At 62.3% G+C, this 3,449-nt stretch carries 4 protein-coding genes; all 4 read right to left on the reverse strand.

The window, feature by feature from the left end:
• A partial coding sequence (locus EN935_RS27215) for a response regulator (protein WP_127373810.1) occupies positions 1-505 on the reverse strand: 505 nt, incomplete at its 3' end.
• 44 nt (positions 506-549) lie between these two features.
• Complete coding sequence (locus EN935_RS27220; protein ID WP_109671513.1) at positions 550-819, reverse strand: hypothetical protein; 270 nt, start codon at positions 817-819, stop codon at positions 550-552.
• Between the two features lie 4 nt (positions 820-823).
• Positions 824-2,269 carry a type II and III secretion system protein family protein gene (locus EN935_RS27225; RefSeq protein WP_109671514.1) on the reverse strand — a complete coding sequence of 482 codons (1,446 nt, stop codon included), beginning with the start codon at positions 2,267-2,269 and terminating at the stop codon, positions 824-826.
• 32 nt (positions 2,270-2,301) lie between these two features.
• A complete protein-coding gene (gene cpaB, locus EN935_RS27230; RefSeq protein WP_245462837.1) occupies positions 2,302-3,228 on the reverse strand; it encodes a Flp pilus assembly protein CpaB in 927 nt (308 codons plus the stop codon).
• Between the last annotated feature and the right edge of the window lie 221 nt (positions 3,229-3,449).

The following is a 3,449-nucleotide window of genomic DNA, read 5'->3' on the forward strand; positions in this document are numbered from 1 at the left end:
CGCGCGTCACCGAATGATGCAGCTGGAAAGCGGTTTGCAGTGCCAGCGTCGTGGTGCCGACGCCGCCCGCGGCCGGCATGAAGGTGTAGATCTGCGACTCGGTGTTTTCCTCGCGCCCGGGTCCTTGCAGCGCTCGCACCACGGAGCGTACGAGATCGGCGGTGGTGATCGGCTTGACCAGGAAATCCGCGACCTTGAGCTGCACGAGAATGCGCACCGCGGCCGCGTTGAACTCCTGCGTGACGACGACAACCGGCACCTTGTCCTCGAGCCGGCGCATGACGCGCTGCAGCGACTCGACCTCCTCCAGTCTTGCCGCATCCATGTCGACGATGATGGCGCCGAAGTCGGCTTCCTGGATCTCGCCGCGCAGCTCCGTAACACTCTTCTCCACTGTCGAGAGCTGGATGATCTCGGAGGCGGCGAATGCGGTCCGCATGTCCTGCACAAAGGTCCTATCGGTCGATACGAGCAGGATCTTCCTGGTCTTGATGCCGTTTGCCATTCTGTCAGCCTGTCAGGTCGCCATTGGACCAGTTGCCCGTTGGATCAATTAGTCGTGCTGGACTGCGACGCCTTCGTTTCGGCCGCCTGATCGGGGGTGACGGCCGCAGCGGCGCCTCGCTGGGCCGGCACCAGAAGTCTGGTGTTCTGGACTCCGTACTTCCAGGGATCGACCATCTGCATGACGGTGTTGGCAGCCTGCGCTTCGCCGGCGCCGATCGTCGGCCCTTCGCTGCGCACATAGTCGTCGCTGGTGCAGCCGGCGGCAAAACCTGCCAGCAGCAAGGCGATGCTCGATCTCAAGACCAGGCGCATGACTTCAGTCCTTCGGCAGGTCGAGGAAATGCCCGACCGTGGTGACGGCAGCCGGCTGCGCGACGCTGCCGTCGGCCATTGCCAGCGCGCGGTTGGCGTCGGACGTCTTCACTTCCTCGGTGTTGTTGAGAAAATAGTCGGCGTTGCTGGCCGGCTGCGTGCCGTCGGTCGGCTCGACGAGCTTCTTCGACGGATCGACCGGCTTGACCAGATAGGGGGTGACGATGATGACTAGGTCGGTCTCACGCCGCTGATAGGATTTCGAGGAGAACAGCGCTCCAAGCACCGGCATCTTGCCGAGACCGGGAATGCGCGACGTGGTGATGTCGTTTTGCGACTGCAGCAATCCGGCGATCATGAAGCTCTGGCCGTTCTTCAGGTCGACCGACGTCCTGGCACGGCGCACGATGAAGCCGGGAACCGAGATGGTGCCGATATTGTAGGAGGCCGAAGCGTCGATCGAGGAGACTTCCGGCGCGATGTCCAGGCTGACCAGCCCGTCCTTCAGGACGGTAGGCGTGAAATCCAGGCTGACGCCGTATTTCTTGTAACTGACCGAGATCTTGCCGTTGTCCTCGGAGACCGGGATCGGGAACTCGCCGCCGGCGAGGAAGCTCGCCGTCTGGCCGGACCGGGCGATCAGGTTCGGCTCGGCCAGCCGCCGCGCCAAGCCGCGCTCTTCCAGCGCCTTGATGGCGATATCGATCGACACACCGCTCGACAAAAGCCGGCCGATGATCTCGCCGGTGCCGGCGGTCGGTACTGAACCCGGATCGATCGTCACGTCGCGTCCGCCGATGCCGTAGGCGAAATTGGCGGCGTACTTGGCACCCAGCTCCTGGCCAGCCTGGCGGTTGATTTCGACGAAGCGGACGTTGAGCTGGACCTGCTGCGACGACGAGATGTTGACCGAGTTGATCACCTCTTCGGTGCCGGAAAAGCGCGTCGCGATCTTGTTTGCCTTTTCGGCGGCGACGGCGTCATCGGCCTCGCCCGACAGCACGACACGGCCATTGGCCGAGCCGACCTTGATCCTGGCATCCGGCACGCTGGCGCGAATGGTGCTGGCCAGTTGGTCGGTGTCGAGCGTCACCTCAATGTCGATGGTGCCGACAAGCTGCTTCTTCTCGTCGAACAGCGCGATGCCGGTGGTGCCGAGATTGTTGCCGAGCACATAGAAGGACTTGTCGGTCAGCGGATTGACGTTGGCGATCTCCGGATCGCCGATGACGATCTGGTAGAAGGCGGCACTTGTCATGATCGTCTTTGGCTTGCCCTTGGCAACCTTGATCGACGCATTCTTGGTCGACGACACATAGACGATGTCGTTGTCGGCCTTGGCGCAGGTGCCGAAGGCCAGCATCGTGGCGGCAGCCAGCGAAGCCGCGACAGCCACGGTGCGCAAAACGCGCAACCGTCCCATGACCCTATATGTGATCAGCCCGAACATTGTCCCGTCCCTCACCCAGTCCCCACTGGCTTCTATTTCTGGTCCGGCGAAGGAACCTGGTATTCCTCGGCCTTTGTGCCGCGCGTTACGATGACCGTCTTGAACTTCGGCTTCTCCGGCTCCTTGGTGACGGCATCGAACAATGAGCCGGCCGCGGCCTGCACATTCGAGGCGACCGATCCACCGAAGGAAGAGATGGTGGTGACGCCGTTCTTGTCGTCTCCGCCTTCGCTGGAGGACCGAAGCGACAAGGACAAGGTGCCGACGGTGCGGGCCAGTGCCACTTTCTGCGCGCCGTCGGTCGTCACCTCGATGGTCACGGAATTGGAAATCTGCGGCGTCGTCTGGCGCTCGTCGGCGCCCTGCCCGACGCTCAGCACCTTGGCATCGGCAACGACGATCTCGGAAGTGATGGTGGAACCGGCAGCGCCCTGAGCGTTCTTGGCCACTTCCTGGATTTCGCCGGCATCGCGTGTCAGCACGACATCGACCCGGTCGCCCGGCGTGACGAAACCGCCAACCCCCGCGATCTCGTCGGTACGGATGGTTACCGCCCGCATTCCGGGCGTCATCATGTTGGAGAGCGTCGCGCGGCCATTTGGCCCGGACAACTTGGTCAGCAGCACCGGTTCGTTGACTTCGATCGGCGACAGCACCACGCGGCTGCCGTCGGCGAGCAACGCATTGATAGTGGTGAAGGCGCCCTGCGGCACGGACTCTTCCGACCACGGAATTTCGCTAAGCTGCGCCCGGTCGAGTTCCATGCCGTAGCGCAGCGGCGCATTCGCCACCACGATGGTCTTGAACTCTACCCTGGGCACGACAGGTGCCGGGATCGACGCCGTCTTCTCTTCGGAATCGGCCTTGGCCTGGCTCTTGACCCAGAAATCCGCGGCAAAGATCGAGATCGCGCCAAAAACGGCGGCGATGCCGATCATCGATATGGCCTTGCCCCTCACGCCGAAACCCCTGATGCCCGCAGTTTCTTGTTTTGTTGGGCTTAACCCTAGGCGGCATTGTTAAAGAATCAGGAATTTCGCACGGTGGTATCCGACCTATTTCCGCCGACTTGGTTATCGAATGGTTTTGGGTTAAGAAGGATCATATCCCCGAACGGAACAGGAACCTCGGTCGCTTGGCGCTGAAAAGCGTGGCAGTATCGCGAGGTGATTCGCAGCAT

Source organism: Mesorhizobium sp. M7D.F.Ca.US.004.03.1.1 (assembly GCF_003998635.1).
In the GTDB taxonomy this organism is placed as follows: Bacteria; Pseudomonadota; Alphaproteobacteria; order Rhizobiales; family Rhizobiaceae; genus Mesorhizobium; species Mesorhizobium loti.

Coding starts and splice junctions, on each gene's coding strand:
- EN935_RS27225 (WP_109671514.1), bottom strand. CDS start 2,269: ATGTTCGGGCTGATCACATATAGGGTCATGGGACGGTTGCGCGTTTTG.
- EN935_RS27220 (WP_109671513.1), bottom strand. CDS start 819: ATGCGCCTGGTCTTGAGATCGAGCATCGCCTTGCTGCTGGCAGGTTTT.